This window comes from uncultured Limosilactobacillus sp., assembly GCF_934202235.1.
Lineage (GTDB): Bacteria > Bacillota > Bacilli > Lactobacillales > Lactobacillaceae > Limosilactobacillus.
On record NZ_CAKPXS010000038.1, the window covers coordinates 1 to 16634 of the forward strand.

Below are 16634 nucleotides of genomic sequence, written 5' to 3' on the forward strand. Positions count from 1 at the left end.
TTGAACATAATAATCTAAAAAAGCCAAGTCAATACAGTCGCTAAGTACTGATATAACTTGACTTTAAGTAGAAAAAAAGTCCCGTTAAACGGGACTTTTTAATGGTTTATATTCACAAATCATTATTCAGAAAGCTTCCGGGCGTCAGCGGCAATCTTTGCAAAGCCTGAGCCATCTGGCTTCTTGTTACCACGCTTTTCCATGGCCTTACGTGCCATTTCCTTACGTTCTTGCTTGCTTAATTTACGTGCCATATTTGTTCGCCTCTTTTCGAAACTCACACGTTGAATAATACACAAATGTGTTATTCAACGCTTTAATTATACTGCTAAGTTGGTAAAAAGCAAATTTAGTGACAAGTTATTAAAAAAACTAAACGTTCGTCGTTCTTTTCATCCAGGCACAAGATAATTTGATAAAATATTAATGAGATGACTAAATTGCGAGGAGAGGTTGCAATGTCAAAAGAGGAGTTGACGCGCGGAGCACAAGACATTAGTCAAGTGATCAACCGCCAGATTTCGTCAAAAATTGAATATTTGCAAGGGATTAAGGAATCCATCGAAAGCCATAATGACCGCCGGGTCTTCCAATTACTTGATAACCGACGTTATGCCGCTGAAATTGAGCACCGGGAACAGCAGCCGAATAATCAGGACGTAATGAACCTGGTTGACGACTTAGCTGACCAGCTGAGCACATATCTCAGTGCGAACCTGATTGACTACCTCGGGCATGCTTACCCGTTCTTCTACTATGAGGAATACCAAACTGGCCACTTCCGCATTTACTTTGGTAACTGGTGGGACCGGCGCCAATTTGGTGAGTTGGACGTTTTGAATTTGCGCTTTGTCTTTAACCAGGACGAATACAAGAAACTCTCACGAGCTTTTGAACTGCAGCAAAGTGGTAAACGTTACAACAGCGCGCGGATTGATGAGTTATCCAACGAAAATGACCACTTGCAGGACCTGCTTGATCATGCCGGTGAACGTGAACAAAAGCGCAATCGCCTGCAGGAACAGTTACGTGATGCCAATTCGCGTGGGGGGTTGTTTGAGTCGAGTAAGGCGAAGGAAAGCCGCCATGAGTTGCTTGACCAGCTGAGTCAGGTGGAAAATGAAGCCAAACAGGCGGAAAACGCCGCTGAAAAAATTAAGGAAAACGAAAAAACGGTCCTGGAACTTTCTAAGGAAAATACGATTCTGAGTTATGAGATGAAGAGTATTACGGATACGTTTGGTGGGTTTGAAGAATTCGAGCTGGCTAACCGCAAGTTGTACGCAGATTACCTGAAACACTTGAGTACGTTAAATGGTGGAAAGCAGGTGGCAGCCGATGAGCAATAATGAACGGATCGTCTCCAACACCATTAACCAGGTAGCTGCGCTGAGTAATTCGATTAAGCGTGGGCTCGAAGTTGGTCAGCATTATACAGCGCTGTTGGATGAATTAATCAATGCGATGGATGATGAGCAAGTGCTGGCGGCAACCAAACAGTTAACTGCCCTCGACTTGACTAACGCCTTTGTCCAATTACCACAGCATTACCAGGAAGCAGACTACTTCTTGTTAATGATGGATCGTTTATTAGCACTCCATCAGATCGACGGGTTCGAGATTTTTGAGGATGGGGACCACCAGCTAAGTGCGACCCTTCACCCGTTTGAAAAGCAAGTCACGTTTACCTTTGCTTTTGACCAGGAACACCAGGGGGCCTTCTTTAACGAGGGAGTTGGTCGCGAATCACTATTCTTTGTTGACCTGGGTAACCGGCAGTTGCGTTTCTCCAATCACGCACTGGTTGACTTTTTTGTGGAAAACGAATTTCAGCATTTTAGCGACCTCGACTTGCAAGAAGCGGTCAAACCGCTGGTTGATTTTGCCAACCTTTTGAAAGAACAGCTCGGTTTCAAGATTGATCTGGGGATTTTGAATCCGGCTAATAATTGCAACATTCGTTTAGCAAAGCCGGCGATGGACCTGACAATGATTGATAAGCTCTTCGTCTCAACTGCCGATAGCGAATATATGCTCTTTACTTTACCGCATAAGAATGGGGCACTACTGAAATTGGATGCAGGAATTCAATTGCGGATTTTTTACGATCAGGATAGCTACAGTCACGAATGGTTTTACAACGTTGCTGATCCGGATTCTCGGATCTCACTGTTCGACTTGCTCATCCATTACCCACTGCTGAGGGAATGGTACCTGACGAACCGTGATGAGGTGGCAGTCCGGTCGTTACCGTTAATCCTGCAGACAACCGCTGATCAGTCAGCTAACAGTCAGGAAGGGGAAACTGATGATCAAGATTAACATTACGCCGCTTTTGCAACACGTGATTGCCCATGATTGGCAGGTGATGGATAATCTCAGTGACGAGGTTGCCCCGTTGGGTGCAGATGGTCGTCTTGATAACACGATGACTTGTTTGCTTGTTTCACTGTCAAGGACGGTGACGGCCGATGGCTGGTTTGATAAGGTGAACCAGCCGGTCAAGCAACAGTCGCCGGTCAATCATTCTCAATTGTTAACTAACTATTGTCGGACCTTAAACCTTTTTCTACTGTGGAGTGCTAAGCGGCAATGGACCCACCTGGTTGTCCTAGGTGATGATGATTGGCAACGGCTCACGGAAGCAAAATTGGCTGAGAAGGTTACCGATAAAAACAAACAGTACCTGGCGATTGTCCGTCTGCTTGGTAATGTCCAGTTCAGCCACCAGCAAGAATCGTTCCGGCATGCCTGGCACCTTTTCCTGAAGATGGGATTGGTTGATTGGCAACTGACACCGGCAGAAATTAGCACGACCAGCCAACAGTTGGCGAAATTGTAAACTTTTTGTAAAGAAACGGCTTTTACATTCACTCAGCATTGTTGCCGCCTGACAATGTCGCTATCATAAAAGTATAGTCATTGAAAGGGTGTGAGCTAAATGTTACCGATTTTTGTCATTGTGTTGATTTTGGCACTCTCGGCTGCTGGTCAGTGGTATTTTTCAACGAGCCTGCCCAAGGGCAAGCACACACAGCGCCTGGGAAATGAACGGAAAGCCTAGTTTTTTTGCAATTATTATCAACTCATCAAAGATGGTAGGTACGCCTGCCATCTTTTGTTTTTTAGTACCAAAAAGTAAAACGGGTACCATCATTGATCGCTCAACAATTGTACCCGTTTGGTAGAATGTCATTTTGTCAATTTCTTGAATAATGAGGCGGGTGGGGTTCGAACCCACGACCGTTCGCTTAGAAGGCGAATGCTCTATCCAGCTGAGCTACCGCCCCAGACTTAATAAGTATAATGATTGCCGAGAAGAAAAGTCAAGGGGGTAATCAACTGAAACTTAAAAGTACGCCAAAGTACTAGCGACGGTGTCAGTCCAGGCTTTCTTGATCAAAATTTATGTCAAACGGTCTTTGGTGATACGTTCAATTTTGACGGTTAGTAATCAATGAATTGTTTCTCTAAAGTAACTAATATCTTGTGGCTGTCATGCTTTTAACAGCTAGACCAGTGCTTTCATCAAGTAGGGCAACGATCAGCAGAAGATAATCTTTTATGCTGCCTAAGCCGGATATGAATTTTCGTGTCATTTTTAATACTTCCCATCTAAGAGGTAAAGGTTTCTTGATTTTTTAAAATAACTTTGGTAGTCTAACGAATAGTTTAATACTAGGCGCTCACGAACAGCGGGCGAGAAAATAAGAGCTGGATCAGGTTTTATTCCTGTCCAGCTCTTTTTTTGAAAGGAGTATCTAAATGCAAAAATCCATTCCAAAAGCAAATAAATTTTTGATGGTACTAACCCTTCTTTGTGGTAGTTTTATTACCGCTTTTTCTGAAACTTTGTTAAATAACGGACTACCGACAATTATGCGTGAAGTCCATGTTAATGAGATGACGGTGCAGTGGTTAAGTACCGGTTATATGCTTGCTGCCGGAATTACAATGCCGCTTGCTGCCTACTTTACTAATTCAATTAAGCTTAAAACGCTGTTTACAACAACGATGTCAATTTTCTTAGTAGGCACGTTTTTTTCTGCTATTGCTACTAATTTCCCGCTTTTACTGATTGGTCGACTAATTGCAGGAATTGCTGTTGGGATTAATATGCCACTAATTCCAAATGTGCTGAGCTTAGTTTTTTCTCCTCAGCACCGTGGAACAGTCATGGGGATCGCTGGTATCGTCATTAACTTTGGTCCAGCAATTGGTCCAATTATTTCGGGGATTATCGTTGACCACTACAGTTGGCGAATGCTTTTCATTATTCTCATGCCCATTAGTACGTTAGTAATTATCGCTAGTCAACTCTTTGTTAAAAACATCATCCCCACCCAACAACTAAAATTAGATCTTCTCTCGATGATGTCTGCATTTCTTGGTCTAGGATTGCTTCTCTACGAACTTGGACGAATCGGCCAAACTGGTTATTTAGATCTCCTTACTATTATTTGTTTAGTCATTGGCAGCGGGCTCACTGTCTACTTTGTGAAGCGACAGTTCAAGCTTACCAATCCCTTACTTGAAATGAGGGTTTTCCAGGCGCCTTCATATCGACTTGGCGTTATCTTAGCATTGGTAAGTACGGCATCAGTGATGTCCACTGAGTTAATGCTCCCGCTTTTTAATCAGAATGTCCTAAAGGTTTCTCCAACCGTATCCGCGTTAATTATGCTGCCCAGTGCAATCGCAATGATTATTATTTCACCGATTGCCGGACGCTTGTATGATCAAATTGGACTGAAACTAGTAGCCTTTACTGGTCTCGGTCTTGGCTTAATCACATCAATTCCGATGACGAGCTACACCACTGCTACAAGCTTCTTTTTCATTGCTCTTCTTTACGCCATCCGTTGTGGGGGACTTAATCTGGCCTACCCACCAATTACCGTTTATGCACTCAATGCTTTACCCCAACGATACGTCGTTTTTGGTAACACAATTATGGTAACGCTTAGCCAGGTTGCCAGCGCCTTTGCAAACGCTATGGCCGCAACGGCACAAGCACTGGGGCAGAGAAGAGGAATTGCTCATCACTTATCCTTAGATGTCGCCAGATTACAGGGATTTCACTGGTCATTTTGGGCAATTACTGCTCTTAACATTATTGCTTTTGTCTTTCTGATACGGGCGAAGAATCGTTCTTCAAGTGAAATTAAGTAACGGATTCTTTTGAGTATTTTTAGGTAGCAGGAATTAATCAAAAACTTGATAGTGCATTGACGAACGGTCAACTTTCTGATAGTATATTAGCGTTGTATTTGTGAACCAACAACTACAACCGCACGATAAACGAGTGTAAAGCAATTGCTACTCGTTCGGCGAGTCTGAGATACTAAGGAGGTGCACAAAATTATGTACGCAATTATTGTTACTGGTGGCAAGCAGTACAAGGTAGAAGAAGGCAAGGCCATCTACGTTGAAAAGCTGGACGCCAAGCAAGGTGACACTGTTACCTTTGATCAGGTTGTTTTCGTAGGCGGTGACGATACCAAGATTGGTAAGCCACTGGTCGACGGTGCTTCCGTTGAAGGAACGGTTGACAAGCAAGGTAAGGAAAAGAAGGTCGTAACTTTCAAGTACAAGCCAAAGAAGCACACCCACACTAAGAAGGGTCACCGTCAACCATACACTAAGGTAACGATCAACAAGATTAACGCTTAATCATGATTAAAGCGCATTTTCAAGTCGATGCGGATGGTAAGTTTAACACGATTGAACTTACCGGTCACGCTGATTCAGGCGAATACGGACACGATATTGTCTGTGCTGCTGTTTCTGCTGTGGTGGCAACGTGCATCAATGCTCTTACCAGCGTTGCCCATGTTAAACCCTACGAAGAGGCAGACAATGAACAGGGTGGCTTTATCCGGGTGACGAAGATTGGCCCGGATCATGATTCGCAGATCATCTGCCAAACGTTGCTGGACGGCCTAATGTCAATTCAACAACAATACGGGCAGTACCTTGAAGTAAAAATGTTTAATTAACTTGTTTTGTGGAGGTGAACAACAATGATTATGGATTTACAATTCTTCTCTCACCACAAGGGGGGCGGTTCCACTGCCAACGGCCGTAAAACTGCAGGTCGTCGTCTGGGAACTAAGGCTGCTGATGGTTCAGTAGTTACTGCCGGCTCCATTATTTACCGTCAACGTGGTACTCACATTCACCCAGGTGAAAACGTCGGCCGCGGCGGTGATGACACGCTGTTTGCTAAGATTGATGGTGTTGTTAAGTTCGAACGTATGGACCGTCACAACCGTCAGGTATCGGTTTACCCAGTAGAAGCTTAATTACCAGTAAAAAAGCTGTAATGCTTCAGGACCATGTCTTCTGAGCTTACGGCTTTTTCTTTTTACCCAGTTTAGCTCAGTGATGACCAATAATTTAGCTTTTCTGTTTTCCTCGAAAGGAGTAGCCATGAAGAACAATCGATTGGAACGCTTGCGCAAGCAATTTGATGATTACTATATTGATGCCCTGTTGGTAACTAACGATAAAAATATTTTCTACTTAACTGGGTTCCCACTCATGGCAGGTGATGGAGCCTTGCTGGTGACTAGAGACCAGGCAGTAATGGTTACTGATGACCGCTATGCGACGGCGCTGCAAGATTTTGACAATGATGAGGTCGTGGGGGTCATTACCCGGGACTACTATGGCGCGGTCAATAAATTGTGTGCGGGGATGAATATCGACGTCATGGGCTTTGAGAATACCGTTTCTTTTGAAGTGTACGATATCCTTAACGACCTGATGGCGGCTGATATTGTTCCTTGTGCAGCAATGGTTGAATCGCTGCGGGCCGTTAAGGATGACAACGAAATTACCGCTCTCCGAAAAGCGGCGGAATTACAGTCAGCAGGTTACCAGCACCTCTTGGAAATCGTTCATCCGGGAATGAGTGAGCGGCAGGTCGCCTTGGAGTTGGATTATTGGATGAAGAGCCACGGTGCACAAAAGGCGTCGTTCGACACGATCGTCGCTAGCGGTGAAAACTCGGCTAAACCGCACGCCACCGTGACCGACCGCCAACTACAAGCTGGTGACATGGTCACCGTTGACTTTGGTTACTACGTGGACGGCTATACGGCTGACATGACGCGGACGTTTGCTATTGGGAACCCTGGTGAGCAGATGCGCCAAGTTTACCAGTTGGTCAACCAGGCACGGGAAAAGGTCATTGCCGCCGCCAAGCCGGGTATCCATGGTGACGCACTGGATCACGCCGGTCGTTTCCTGATTAATGATGCTGGTTATGAAAAAGAATTCCAACACGGAATGGGGCACGGGATCGGTCTATCCATTCATGAACTGCCACTGTCTTATGGCCCTGGCCGCGATGACGTGGTGGTTGAACCGAACCAGGTCATTACGGTTGAACCAGGAATTTACGTTCCTTCAGTCGGTGGGGTGCGGATTGAAGATGACATCTTAATTACCGAAGATGGCGCACAACGTTTGACGACAGCTGGCACCGACCTGGTGGTCCTTGATGCCAAATAATGTGGCGATAATTGCAATTTATGACGAGATAGTGCAAAATTAGGGTTAGTATTAAAATTGTGCGAACTGGAGGATTAATGATGGCAAAAGATACAAATATTGTGTTAAATAGTGATGACCAATCACTAGGAACGATTCAAATGTCACCACAAGTGTTAGAGATCATTGCGGGGATTGCGGCTAACGAAGTAGATGGCGTTGCCAAGATGCATGGATCACTGGCGAGTGGTGTTGGTGAACTATTTGGCCGTCAACTAGACCGGCGGGGCGTTAAGTTATCCAACAATGATGACGAGCTGGGGATTGACGTCGACGTTTACGTGCAGTATGGTGTTTCGGTACCAAAAATTGCCGCTGAAATCCAGAATAAAGTTAAGCAGCAGGTAACGGTGATGACGGGATTGACACCAACTGAGGTCAATGTCCGGATCCAGGGGATTGTTGCTGATGAAAAGGAACAATCCATTGACCAAAACGATATTTTTGGTTTCCACAGTCAAGACGAAAAAAGCGACGAGGAAGAGTAATTGTGAAACTGACAAGACATAAAATGCGGGAAGTTGCCTTTCAGACCCTGTTTGCCTTAGCAAGCGAACCGGATGCTGACCGGGAAACAATCTACCGCAGCCTGATTAAGCTGAATGATGATGAACAAGCGCCAGCCTTTTTGGACTCACTGGTGAGTGGTGTGATCGATCACCAGGATGAATTAGATAAACAGATTAGTGCGCACTTAGCAGCAGGGTGGACACTTCAGCGGTTGGCAAAGCCTGATTTAATCATCTTACGTTTGGCACTTTATGAACTGCAGTACGAAGATAAAATACCGCAAGCAGTGGCAATTGATGAAGCACTGCAGTTAGCCAAGGCGTTTTCTGATGACCGTTCGCGGAAGTTCATCAACGGGCTCTTATCTAACTTTGCCGACTAAGAAAAGTGAATCCTCATTCATCATGAGATAATGATAACCTCCAACGTTCTGACAGGCTGAACGCTGGAGGTTTCTTGGTGTTTTGCTGAGTTGGGTGAGAAGCTCCTTCCGGGACGATTATTCGAGCCCGCCGGAGAACTGTCCGCCTGTGTTAAAATACATGTTGACTTAAATGAAAGGAGTCGGTCAAATGGCAACAATCATTGATGGCCGTGCTTATGCCAAAGAAATAAATCGGGAAACCAAACAACGGGTTGATCGACTCAAGAAGCGGGGAATTATCCCGAAGATGGCGGTGGTCCTGGTAGGGGATGACCCGGCTAGTAAGATTTATACCAGAACAAAACAAAAAAAAGCGAAGGCGTTGGGCATTAGTTGCCAGCTATTGCGTTATCCAGCCGCAGTTAGTCAGGCAGAACTAACGGCAGAAATTGAGCGGTTGAATGCTGATCAAACGGTTAACGCAATTATGGTGCAAGAACCATTGCCGGCACACATTGATAATATGGCGTTGGTGGGTCGCATTGCGCCGGAAAAAGACGTGGACGGGTTTCACCCGGTGAATGTTGGAAAACTGTATAATAATTTTCCGGGAAACTACCCAATCTCTTGTACACCGCGGGGAATTATGATGGCGCTGGACCACTATCAGGTTCCCATCGCTGGTGCTGATGTGGTCATTGTTGGCCGGAGTATCCTGGTTGGTCGTCCTCTCCAGTCGCTGTTCATTAACCGCGACGCGACGGTGACAATGTGTGGGCGGAAGACCCCCCACTTGCTTAACCGGTTGCGGCAGGCCGATATTGTGGTCGTTGCCGCTGGAAAGCCAAATTGGATTACTGGTGACGATCTCAAACAGGGCAGTGTTGTGATTGACGTTGGAATTAACCGCCTGGCGGATGGCAAGTTAGTTGGTGATGTGGACTTTGTTAGTGCTAGTCAGGTCGCAGGGACCATTACCCCGGTTCCCGGCGGGGTCGGTCCGTTAACGGTCGCGGTAATGGAAGCACAGACGGTCGATTTAACGGAGTGGCAACATGAGTAACCAGAGTTATTTAACGGTTAGTGAGCTGACAGCCTATGTCGCCCGTAAATTTTCCGCAGACCCGTACTTACAGCGAGTGTACGTCAAGGGGCAGTTAACTAACTTTCACCAGCGACCGACTCACCAGTACTTTAGCATTAAAGATGACCAGGCAGTTTTGCACGTGGTCATGTTTGCAAATAAGTTTAGGCGGGTCCGTTTTACGCCTGCTGACGGGATGGAAGTCCAGTTGTCAGGGCGGGTAGATGTGTACCAGCGTAACGGGGAATACCAGTTTTATGCTGACACCATGGAGCCAGCCGGCATTGGCGATTTATACGTTCGGTTTAAGCAAATGGCCGAAAAGCTAGCGAAGGAGGGGCTCTTTGACCGACCAAAAAAGAAGCTTCCGGTATTGCCACAAAAGATTGCCGTGATCACGAGCCGCAGTGGGGCGGTTATTCACGACATTATTAATACCGCTGGGCGGCGGGATCCGCAGGTGCAGATTGTGCTCTTTCCGGCAGCTGTCCAGGGCGACCAAGCAGCAGACCAACTAGTGGCGCGTATTGAGCAAATTAATGCCTTAGGCGGTTTCGACGACATTATTATTGGTCGTGGTGGCGGCTCGCTGGAAGACTTGTGGCCGTTTAACGAAGAAAAAGTTGGGCGAGCGATTGCGGCCAGCCAAATCCCGGTTATCTCATCGGTCGGTCATGAAACGGATACCACAATCGCTGACTTGGCAGCCGATGTCCGGGCGGCAACACCAACAGCAGCGGCTGAAATGGCTACTCCCCAGTTGACAGACATGGTGAGTCGGGTCGCGGAACTGCAATCACGGTTGACTAGTGCGTTTGGCAAGTGCCTGCAAACTAAACAGCAGCAACTAACAAACTTGGCGGATAGCTATATTTTTAAACAGCCCGAGCGGTTGTACGAAACGTACTTGCAGAACCTGGATAACTTAACGGCTAGCTTGCAGCAGTCTTTTCGGCTGCAACTGAGTAACCGCCAACAGTCTGTTCAAGCACTAAAGAGCCGCCTCGTTCAGTACAATCCGCGGTCAACAATCGCCAACTTGACTAACCAGCTGACCAATACGGCACAACGGTTAGTCAGGGCTGAAAAAACCAATCTGACACATCAGCAACAGGTACTGAAGGGACTGCAGCGTGAATTAAGTAGTTTGGACCCGTACCAGGTAATGAAGCGCGGTTACAGCTTTATCAGTAGCGGCAAGCATATTGTCAATGGCGTCGATCAGCTGACTACTGGTCAACAGGTAACACTGAACTTCTATAACGGGCAGGCAGCGGCTGAAATTAAGCAAACAAAGGAGAATCAGGATGGCAACACGGCAAAGTAGTAAATCAGAAACTTTTGAAAAACAGATGGATGACCTCCAGGCAATTGTCAACAACCTGGAACAGGGTAACGTTCCGCTAGAGGAATCCATCAGCCAATTTAAGGAAGGCATGAAACTGGTCAATAGCTTGCAAAAGCAGCTGTCGGGAGCGGAAAAGACGCTGGCGAAGGTGATTGACGACCAGGGTCAGGAAAAAGAAATCGCCCAGGACGACCAGACTTCTTTTGGCAAGTTCAACGGTAGCAAGGATACGACCGATGCCAATATGGCGGACCTGTTTTAGTTGTTGACCGAGGGGAGTAAACATGATGGTCAAAAGTGTTGCGCAATACCAGGAAATGATTAATGATTACTTGGCTCACCACCTCCATGACGATGTGGATGAGTCAACCCTGTTCTCTTCAATGAATTATTCGTTGATGGCCGGCGGCAAGCGACTGCGCCCAGCGCTGACACTCGCGGTAGTCGAGATGACCGGTGGAGTGATTACTGCCGACTGCCTGCAGGCTGCTTGCGCACTGGAATTGCTCCATACTTATTCACTAATCCATGATGACTTGCCAGCCATGGACAACGATAATTTGCGGCGGGGGAAGGCAACGAACCATGTCCGCTTTGGCGCAGGCATGGCCACCTTAGCAGGGGATGGACTCCTCACGCTGGCTTTCCAATGGGTAAGCGATAACGGCTTGCCGAGTGCAGTTCGTGCTGAATTGACTCGCCAGCTGTCATTGGCAGCAGGACCGAGCGGGATGGTAGCAGGACAGGCCCGCGATATCTTGGGTGAACAAAGGAACCTCGACCTGCCTGCCTTACGCTACCTTCACCGGCAAAAGACCGGCGCACTACTTCAATATGCAGTCAAGGCAGGAGGAATCCTGACTCGTCAATCCGAACCGGTCATTGAACAACTAGCACGTTTTGGCGCGCAATATGGCCTCGCCTTTCAGATTTATGATGATATTCTGGACGTTACCGCGAGTGCTGCCCAACTCGGCAAGGCAACCCACAAGGATGCTGGCGAACACAAGAATACTTATCCTGGGTTGCTCGGTTTAACCGGGGCCCAAGAGCAGCTGGCTGCAACGGTAGCGGCGGCTCGTCAAACGCAACAGCGGTTAAGTCAAATGACGGGACATTCATTTGATGGTTTTAGTCAGTTTTTAGCGTACTTCAAGATTAGTAGCAACGTGGAGGAAAAACACTGATGGTTGAAAAACAACGAGTTGATGTCTTGCTGGTTAAACAGGGGCTCTTCGATTCGCGAGAGCAAGCCAAACGGGCTGTCATGGCCGGCGAGATTTTAGGTAAAAATAACGAACGGCTAGATAAACCGGGGGAAAAGATCCCGGTGACGACGACCCTCCACATGAAAGGCCATAAGATGCCTTATGTTAGTCGTGGCGGCTTAAAACTGGCCAAGGCACTAAAAGTGTTCCACATTAGCGTGGCTGATAAGGTTGTTCTTGACATTGGTTCGTCAACTGGTGGTTTTACGGACGTGATGTTGCAAAATGGTGCCAAGCGCAGTTACGCGCTGGATGTTGGCACCAACCAGCTGGTTTGGCAGTTGCGCGAAGACCCCCGCGTAGTAGTAATGGAGCAGACTAATTTTCGTTACAGCAAGTTAGCCGATTTTACGGCGGGGCAGCCACAGTTTGCCTCCATTGATGTCTCTTTTATTTCATTGCGGTTAATTTTACCGCCATTGGCGAAGATTCTGCCGGTGGGGGGAGAAGTAGTAGCATTGATTAAGCCCCAGTTTGAGGCCGGTCGGGAGAATGTCGGGAAACATGGGATTGTCCGTGACCCCGCTGTTCATCGTGAGGTGCTTCAAGAGGTTCTCGGTTTTGCTCGCGAAGACCATTTTGATGTTCTTGGGCTTGACTTTTCTCCTATTAAAGGGGGACAGGGCAACATTGAATTCTTAGTCCACCTTCGGCTGACCACTGGTGTCGGGACTGTTGCTGACGGTCTTAGTATTGATGACGTTTTACAGGCAGCCCATGGTACACTGGATACAGCTAATTAATGAATGAACGGAGGAGCAAAAGTGAACAAAAGTGAGCGACAGAAAGCCATTAAGCAATTAATCACCAACAATGACGTGGAAAACCAGGAGGGGTTAGTTGCTCTCCTGGCTCAACGGGGCGTTAAGGTTACCCAGGCGACGATCTCCCGCGACATCAAGGAGATGCAGTTAATTAAGGAACCAAATCCCGAGGGTGGTTATCACTATAGCTTGCCGGTTCGTCAGCAACCTAATGTTCGCCAGCGGCTTGCTAATTCGCTGCGTAACGACCTTAAAGAGATCAAGGTTAGTGACCGCTTCGTCGCTTTATTGATGGTGCCAGGGTGTGGCCCGTCAGTTTCGCAGCTAATTCAACGAGCACATTTTCCACAGGTGTTTATCTCTTTAGGGGATGATTCGACAGTGCTGGTGATTTGCAATTCGGCGGCTGACGCAAAGAAATTGGTAGCTCATTTACAGCCACAAAACCATTAAGAAAAGAGGGCCTGAGGGTGTTACAAGAACTCACCATTGATAATTTAGCTATTATTGACCACCAGTCACTGACTTTTGATGACCAGATGACGGTCCTGACGGGTGAGACTGGTGCGGGGAAATCGATTATTATTGATGCGGTTGGTCTCCTCGCGGGGGGCCGTGGTTCCCAGGAGTTTATCCGGCGGGGGAGCGATAAGCTGAACCTGCAGGGGCAGTTTACCGTTCCCGATGACCCTCAGTACGTAGCAATGCTAGATGAACTGGGCATTGATTACCAGGATGGTGTCCTAATTATTAGCCGGCAAATCAACCGGAATGGGCGCAATACCATCCGGGTGAATGGTCAACTAGTCAATACCTCGACATTAAAGAAGTTAGGTCGGGGCTTGGTAGATATTCAGGGACAAAATGAACACCAGCTGCTGCTGCAACCTGAAACCCACCTGGGGATGCTAGACCAGTTTGCCGGAAAACAGTTGGCGGCTGATTTGGCAGATTATCACCAGCAATACGCCCAATACTTAAAACTTAAAAAGACGATTAGTGACCGGCAACGGAACGAGCAGCAATGGGCCCAACGGCTTGATATGCTTCGTTACCAGGTCAAGGAAATTGGCGATGCCAACCTGGTCCCCGATGAAGATGAAAAACTGACCAGTGAACGGGAACGGTTGGCGCATTTTCAGCAGATCAACACCGCCCTTCAAACGATTGTTGGTGTGCTCAATGACAATGACGGCGTGGCCGTCTTGGACCAGTTGGGGACCGCAATGGACGCTCTGCAGGGCATTGCAAAGTTTGATTCTGCTTTTGAGAAAATGAACCGGTCGTTAAATGATGCTTACTACACCCTGCAGGACTTAGCGGATAATGCTAATTCGCAACTGGAGACTTTGGAATTTGATGATGCCCGGCTTGCCCAAATTGATGAACGGTTAACGCTGATTGGAACATTAGAACATAAATATGGCGATACGGTGACAGACGTGCTGAAATATTACCAGCAAATAAAATCTGAATTAACTCGCATGGAGCAGAGCGCCGAGTCAGCTGATGACCAGGGAGCTGAATTAGCTAAAATCAAGGACCAGCTGATGACGCTCTCCACGCGATTAAGTGAAAACCGGCACCGGGCAGCCAAACGGTTAGAAGCAGAAGTTCACCAGCAACTATCGGCATTGTATATGGATAAGGCCGATTTCAAAGTCCATTTTTCACCGGTAACGAATGAAGACGGCTTTGACGCTGGTGGAAGTGAGCAGGTCGAATTTTACATTCAAACTAACCCGGGCGAAACGATGGGGCCGTTGGTGAAGATTGCCTCAGGTGGGGAACTTTCACGGGTGATGCTCGCCCTCAAAACTATTTTTGCCTCGACAGCAGGAATCACTAGTATCATCTTTGATGAGGTTGATACGGGGGTGAGTGGCCGGGTAGCCCAGGCCATTGCTGATAAAATCAAGCTCATTGCTAAGCATTCCCAGGTATTGTGTATTACCCACCTGCCCCAGGTTGCCGCAGTGGCTCAGCACCACTGGCACATCGAAAAAGGGGTCCATGGTTCGCGGACTACAACGAGTGTGAGGAAGCTAACTAGTCGTCAACGGGTTGATGAACTTTCGCGAATGCTAGCGGGTGAGCGAATTACTAAGCTGACTCGTGAACATGCTTCGGAACTCCTTAAAATGGGTCAACAATGAAAAAACAGCACCCTGATTTCAAATCAGGGTGCCGTTTTTTGTAGGCAAGAAATGATTATTTTTTCTACAGCCGTGCAAGGTATTGTAATTGGTCAATAGTAAAAAGGTAGTTGACGTGTCCGCGGGTTAACAAATAGTGCTGGTGATCAATCTGGTGAATAATTCCTTGTAAATTGGTGGGTTGTTCAGACTGCTGACGTGGTCGTAACTGAATAAAGACAACGTAGTGGTGGCTAACAGCCTTCTTCAAGAATAACTGACGCTGTGCCAACGGTTGACGATTTAAGAGACGTGGCTGCTCGGGAGGAAGGTTAAAGAAACGTTTAACACCTTGACGGAGTTGGTTAGTGGTGACGGTCGTTAACAGTGAAGCTGGATTTTGCATGATTGGTTCCTCCCGAACATTTGTTTGTATTATCATTATACGAACAGGCGTTCGAAAAAGCAAGGGCAATTAGAATTTCCTCTAAACGATGCCGCTGGCAGTTGATTTAAGGCGGATTTTATTGCAAAATAGTAATACTACATTTCTGCTAAGGAGCATTTGAGTGATGAGCAAACGAGGGATGTTAATTGTATTGTCTGGTCCATCTGGTGTTGGAAAGGGGACTGTGCGAAAAGCAATCTTTAACCAACCCGGTAATGACTTCCAATACTCCATTTCAATGACCACCCGGAAGCCGCGTCCGGGTGAAAAAAACGGCGTAGATTATTTCTTTGTCAGCAAAGAGGAATTTGAGAAGCGCATCCAGGAAGGCGGGATGCTGGAATACGCGAAGTACGTAGATAACTACTATGGCACGCCACTAAAATATGTTAATGACACCCTTGATTCTGGGCGCGATGTTTTTCTGGAAATTGAAGTTAACGGGGCAATGCAGGTACGTTCGAAGTGTCCAGATGGCGTGTTCATTTTCCTGACACCGCCGGATTTGATGGAGCTGAAACACCGGCTGATTCACCGCGGAACTGACAGCATGGAGGTTATTAATAAGCGGATCCACAAAGCCTTCGGTGAAATTCAAATGATGCAGAACTACGACTACGCGGTCGTTAATGACGAAGTAGAGAATGCCGTGGAGAAAATCAAGGGGATTATCCGCAGTGAACGTCTCCGGGTTCCGCGGGTAATGCCTGATTATCTCGAAATGCTTGGTGATAAGTAAGCCAGATTTCACGATGGTTAGTTAATCTGCTAAAATAAAGTAGTGAATTAACATCAGTCCAATTTAAGAACAAAAGTAATAAGTTCAGCACTTAAAGGAGTAATAGTTATGATTCTTTTTCCATCAGTTGACGAACTGCTGAAACGGGTTGATTCCCGTTATTCACTGGTAATGCTTGCTAGCAAACGGGCTCATGAATTAGAGAATGGTGACCCTGAATTGCTGTCACACTATGACTCAGTCAAACCCGTGGGGCGGGCACTGGAAGAGATTGAAGCAGGCAAGGTTGTTATCGACCCGGATGCTCATGAAGACCTTCAGGACTAGTTGCCACAATCAAGGGGCTGTGACATAAGCCCTTTATAATGAGTGAACCGTTCGGAATGCTCAAAATTCCGAACGGTTCTTCTTTTTTAG

At 46.8% G+C, this 16634-nt stretch carries 22 protein-coding genes, 1 tRNA gene and 1 other annotated feature; of the genes, 20 read left to right on the forward strand and 3 right to left on the reverse strand.

Going from position 1 to position 16634, the window contains the following annotated elements:
- Nucleotides 1-122: 122 nt before the first annotated feature.
- Nucleotides 123-254, reverse strand: a complete 132-nt coding sequence (locus Q0E49_RS06135) for a hypothetical protein (protein ID WP_295747104.1) — start codon at nucleotides 252-254, stop codon at nucleotides 123-125.
- Between the two features lie 204 nt (nucleotides 255-458).
- Between Q0E49_RS06135 and Q0E49_RS06140 the strand changes: the two genes are divergently transcribed.
- The 4 genes from Q0E49_RS06140 to Q0E49_RS06155 all read left to right on the forward strand — a co-directional run bounded on the left by Q0E49_RS06140 (nucleotide 459) and on the right by Q0E49_RS06155 (nucleotide 3064).
- The gene (locus Q0E49_RS06140; protein WP_295747106.1) at nucleotides 459-1349 is read left to right on the forward strand and encodes an exonuclease SbcC; all 891 of its coding nucleotides are present in this window, start codon (nucleotides 459-461) and stop codon (nucleotides 1347-1349) included.
- The gene (locus Q0E49_RS06145) at nucleotides 1339-2322 is read left to right on the forward strand and encodes a hypothetical protein (protein WP_295747108.1); all 984 of its coding nucleotides are present in this window, start codon (nucleotides 1339-1341) and stop codon (nucleotides 2320-2322) included. The genes Q0E49_RS06140 and Q0E49_RS06145 overlap by 11 nt, the downstream gene beginning before the upstream one ends.
- Nucleotides 2309-2842, forward strand: a complete 534-nt coding sequence (locus tag Q0E49_RS06150; protein ID WP_295747110.1) for a hypothetical protein — start codon at nucleotides 2309-2311, stop codon at nucleotides 2840-2842. The genes Q0E49_RS06145 and Q0E49_RS06150 overlap by 14 nt, the downstream gene beginning before the upstream one ends.
- Before the next feature lie 99 nt (nucleotides 2843-2941).
- Nucleotides 2942-3064 carry a hypothetical protein gene (locus Q0E49_RS06155; protein WP_295747112.1) on the forward strand — a complete coding sequence of 41 codons (123 nt, stop codon included), beginning with the start codon at nucleotides 2942-2944 and terminating at the stop codon, nucleotides 3062-3064.
- A gap of 152 nt (nucleotides 3065-3216) precedes the next feature.
- Here Q0E49_RS06155 and Q0E49_RS06160 read toward each other — a convergent pair.
- Nucleotides 3217-3290: transfer RNA gene (locus tag Q0E49_RS06160), tRNA-Arg, on the reverse strand.
- Nucleotides 3291-3765: 475 nt separating this feature from the next.
- On the opposite strand from Q0E49_RS06160, the gene Q0E49_RS06165 reads away from it, so the two are divergent.
- From Q0E49_RS06165 to recN, 14 genes are all read left to right on the forward strand, one after another.
- Nucleotides 3766-5172 (forward strand): DHA2 family efflux MFS transporter permease subunit, encoded by a 1407-nt coding sequence (locus Q0E49_RS06165; protein WP_295747114.1) that lies wholly within the window; start codon nucleotides 3766-3768, stop codon nucleotides 5170-5172.
- 106 nt (nucleotides 5173-5278) lie between these two features.
- Nucleotides 5279-5348 (forward strand) — a sequence feature (ribosomal protein L21 leader region).
- A 16-nt stretch (nucleotides 5349-5364) separates the two neighbouring features.
- Nucleotides 5365-5673: a 50S ribosomal protein L21 gene (gene rplU / locus Q0E49_RS06170; protein ID WP_295747116.1), complete on the forward strand. Its 309-nt coding sequence runs from the start codon at nucleotides 5365-5367 to the stop codon at nucleotides 5671-5673.
- 2 nt (nucleotides 5674-5675) lie between these two features.
- Nucleotides 5676-5999, forward strand: coding sequence for a ribosomal-processing cysteine protease Prp (locus Q0E49_RS06175; protein WP_295747117.1), 324 nt, complete (start codon nucleotides 5676-5678; stop codon nucleotides 5997-5999).
- Nucleotides 6000-6023: 24 nt separating this feature from the next.
- Complete coding sequence (gene rpmA, locus Q0E49_RS06180; protein ID WP_102278819.1) at nucleotides 6024-6305, forward strand: 50S ribosomal protein L27; 282 nt, start codon at nucleotides 6024-6026, stop codon at nucleotides 6303-6305.
- A gap of 127 nt (nucleotides 6306-6432) precedes the next feature.
- The gene (locus Q0E49_RS06185; protein WP_295747120.1) at nucleotides 6433-7518 is read left to right on the forward strand and encodes a Xaa-Pro peptidase family protein; all 1086 of its coding nucleotides are present in this window, start codon (nucleotides 6433-6435) and stop codon (nucleotides 7516-7518) included.
- Nucleotides 7519-7598: 80 nt separating this feature from the next.
- Nucleotides 7599-8045, forward strand: a complete 447-nt coding sequence (locus Q0E49_RS06190; RefSeq protein WP_295747122.1) for an Asp23/Gls24 family envelope stress response protein — start codon at nucleotides 7599-7601, stop codon at nucleotides 8043-8045.
- A 2-nt stretch (nucleotides 8046-8047) separates the two neighbouring features.
- Nucleotides 8048-8449 carry a transcription antitermination factor NusB gene (gene nusB, locus Q0E49_RS06195; RefSeq protein ID WP_295747124.1) on the forward strand — a complete coding sequence of 134 codons (402 nt, stop codon included), beginning with the start codon at nucleotides 8048-8050 and terminating at the stop codon, nucleotides 8447-8449.
- A gap of 190 nt (nucleotides 8450-8639) precedes the next feature.
- Nucleotides 8640-9494 carry a tetrahydrofolate dehydrogenase/cyclohydrolase catalytic domain-containing protein gene (locus Q0E49_RS06200; RefSeq protein ID WP_295747126.1) on the forward strand — a complete coding sequence of 285 codons (855 nt, stop codon included), beginning with the start codon at nucleotides 8640-8642 and terminating at the stop codon, nucleotides 9492-9494.
- Nucleotides 9487-10842 carry an exodeoxyribonuclease VII large subunit gene (gene xseA, locus Q0E49_RS06205; RefSeq protein WP_295747128.1) on the forward strand — a complete coding sequence of 452 codons (1356 nt, stop codon included), beginning with the start codon at nucleotides 9487-9489 and terminating at the stop codon, nucleotides 10840-10842. Before Q0E49_RS06200 ends, xseA begins: the two co-directional genes overlap by 8 nt.
- A complete protein-coding gene (locus tag Q0E49_RS06210; protein ID WP_295747129.1) occupies nucleotides 10823-11125 on the forward strand; it encodes an exodeoxyribonuclease VII small subunit in 303 nt (100 codons plus the stop codon). Before xseA ends, Q0E49_RS06210 begins: the two co-directional genes overlap by 20 nt.
- Nucleotides 11126-11150: 25 nt before the next feature.
- Nucleotides 11151-12050, forward strand: coding sequence for a polyprenyl synthetase family protein (locus Q0E49_RS06215; protein ID WP_295747131.1), 900 nt, complete (start codon nucleotides 11151-11153; stop codon nucleotides 12048-12050).
- On the forward strand, nucleotides 12050-12874 hold the full coding sequence (locus tag Q0E49_RS06220) for a TlyA family RNA methyltransferase (RefSeq protein ID WP_295747133.1): 825 nt from the start codon (nucleotides 12050-12052) through the stop codon (nucleotides 12872-12874). Before Q0E49_RS06215 ends, Q0E49_RS06220 begins: the two co-directional genes overlap by 1 nt.
- 21 nt (nucleotides 12875-12895) lie before the next feature.
- The gene (locus Q0E49_RS06225) at nucleotides 12896-13348 is read left to right on the forward strand and encodes an ArgR family transcriptional regulator (protein WP_295747135.1); all 453 of its coding nucleotides are present in this window, start codon (nucleotides 12896-12898) and stop codon (nucleotides 13346-13348) included.
- A gap of 17 nt (nucleotides 13349-13365) precedes the next feature.
- The gene (gene recN, locus Q0E49_RS06230) at nucleotides 13366-15051 is read left to right on the forward strand and encodes a DNA repair protein RecN (RefSeq protein ID WP_295747137.1); all 1686 of its coding nucleotides are present in this window, start codon (nucleotides 13366-13368) and stop codon (nucleotides 15049-15051) included.
- A gap of 64 nt (nucleotides 15052-15115) precedes the next feature.
- On the opposite strand, the gene Q0E49_RS06235 is transcribed toward recN, so the two are convergent.
- The gene (locus tag Q0E49_RS06235) at nucleotides 15116-15436 is read right to left on the reverse strand and encodes a hypothetical protein (protein ID WP_295747139.1); all 321 of its coding nucleotides are present in this window, start codon (nucleotides 15434-15436) and stop codon (nucleotides 15116-15118) included.
- Between the two features lie 166 nt (nucleotides 15437-15602).
- On the opposite strand from Q0E49_RS06235, the gene gmk reads away from it, so the two are divergent.
- Nucleotides 15603-16217: a guanylate kinase gene (gene gmk / locus Q0E49_RS06240; RefSeq protein WP_295747143.1), complete on the forward strand. Its 615-nt coding sequence runs from the start codon at nucleotides 15603-15605 to the stop codon at nucleotides 16215-16217.
- Between the two features lie 108 nt (nucleotides 16218-16325).
- Entirely contained in the window at nucleotides 16326-16544 is a 219-nt protein-coding gene (rpoZ, locus tag Q0E49_RS06245; protein ID WP_295747141.1) for a DNA-directed RNA polymerase subunit omega, read from the forward strand.
- Nucleotides 16545-16634: the final 90 nt, after the last annotated feature.